The sequence below is a fragment of the Sandaracinobacteroides sp. genome, assembly GCF_057137845.1.
On sequence record NZ_DBNHFX010000064.1, the window covers coordinates 1 to 1,730 of the forward strand.

The 1,730-nt window shown below is 64.3% G+C and carries 3 protein-coding genes; all 3 read right to left on the reverse strand.

Going from position 1 to position 1,730, the window contains the following annotated elements:
- A partial coding sequence (locus tag AC16JP_RS03215) for an enoyl-CoA hydratase/isomerase family protein (RefSeq protein ID WP_484339159.1) occupies positions 1-596 on the reverse strand: 596 nt, incomplete at its 3' end.
- Positions 593-1,459 (reverse strand): polysaccharide deacetylase family protein, encoded by an 867-nt coding sequence (locus AC16JP_RS03220; protein ID WP_484339160.1) that lies wholly within the window; start codon positions 1,457-1,459, stop codon positions 593-595. The genes AC16JP_RS03215 and AC16JP_RS03220, both read right to left, overlap by 4 nt.
- Positions 1,459-1,730: SDR family oxidoreductase (locus AC16JP_RS03225; RefSeq protein WP_484339161.1), on the reverse strand; the 272-nt coding region annotated here is incomplete at its 5' end. The genes AC16JP_RS03220 and AC16JP_RS03225, both read right to left, overlap by 1 nt.

Genomic DNA, 1,730 nt, shown 5'->3' on the forward strand with positions numbered 1-1,730 from the left:
ACCGAAGCGATGGTTTCCGCCAGTTCCATCGCCTGCGCCAGCGGATCGTCCGCCAGCACATCGACAAGGCCGATGCGGTGCGCTTCGGCGGCGGGCAGCAACTGGCCGGTGAACAGGATGCGCTTTGCCGCCGACGGCCCCACCAGATCGACCAGCAGCTTGGTGTCGTGCAGCGAATAGACCAGCCCCAGCTTGGCCGGGGTGATGCCAAAGCGCGCCTTCGGCCCGGCCACCCGCATGTCACAGGCGTTCGCCAGACCGCAGCCGCCGCCGACGCAGTCGCCTTCAACTGCGGCGATCACCGGCTTTTCCGCGCGCGCCAGCCTGATCTGCACTTCGGCGATCGCCGCCTGATTCTTCGCCCGCCACGCGGCATCGCGCGCGCCGATCGCAAATTCGGCGATATCGGCCCCTGCACAGAAGGTGCCGCCTTCGGCCGCCGCCAGCACGATCGCCCGCACGCCGTCATCCCCCAGCAGCCGATCCAGCGCCGCCGGGAAGGCTTCCCACATCTCCTGGGTAAAGGCGTTGCGCTTGGCCGCGCGGTCGATCAGCAGCAGGCCGATGCGGCCACGCACCTCGGTGCGGATGCTCATGGCCGTTCCACCGTGGCGAAGTGATCGGCGATTTTTGCGCGCGTGGTGATCCAGACACCGGTTTTCGCCTGCACATGCGCCAGAAACTTCTCCAGCGCCCAGATGCGCCCCGGCCGGCCGATGATGCGCAGATGCAACCCCAGAGACATCATCTTCGGATTGCCCTCTTCGCCTTCACGGTAGAGCTGGTCGAAGCAGCGGATCGCGTAATCAGCCCAGTTTTCCGGTGTATAGGCGGGATCTGTCCACATTTTCATGTCGTTGCTGTCGAGCTGATAGGGCACGATCACGATGGGACGCCCCGGCACCGTCGTGCGATCCCAGAAGGGCACGTCACCCGAATAATCGTCCATGTGATAGGTGAAACCCTCCTCGATCAGCAGCCGGCGGGTGTTGTCGGTGTGGAAATAACGGCTCAGCCAGCCATAGGGCCGAACACCAACCGTTTTCTCGATCGACTGCACGGCCCGGCGAATGAAGGCGCGCTCTTCGTCCTCGTTCATCTTGAACTGGTGCACCCAGCGCCAGCCGTGGCTCACCGGCTCATGGCCCAGATCGCGGATCGCGGCGGCGATTTCCGGGTGGTTTTCCAGGCTCATGGCGGCAACCGTCCAGCTCGCCTCGACGCCATAATCGCGCAGTAGTTTCACCACGCGCGGCGCGCCTGCCTTCAAACCATATAGATAGTTGGATTCATTACCGTAATTGCGAATGGCGCTCTTGATGTGGATTCCCAGTTCGTCCACCGGCTCCATGCCCCGGTCGCCACGGGCGACCGTCATCTCCGAGCCTTCCTCGACGTTCACCACGACCGAAAGCGCAACCCTGGCGCCATGGGGCCAGTCGATTCGTTCCTGCTGCATCAGTGCATCTCCTCGCCGCCGCTGACATTCAGCGCCTCGCCGGTCACGTAAAAGGCGTCGTCGCTGGCAAGCCACGCGCAGGCGGCAGCGGTGTCACCCGCCTTGCCGGGGCGGCCCATCGGGTTCTTCGCCGCCATGTTCGCCAGATAGGCCTCGACGCTGTCGAACCCCAGAAGCTTCGAGAAATAGGCGTTCTGCATGGCGCCAAGGCCGGTCGTCACATGGTTCGGGCAGACGGCGTTCACGGTGATGCCGTGCGCGCCAAGTTCGA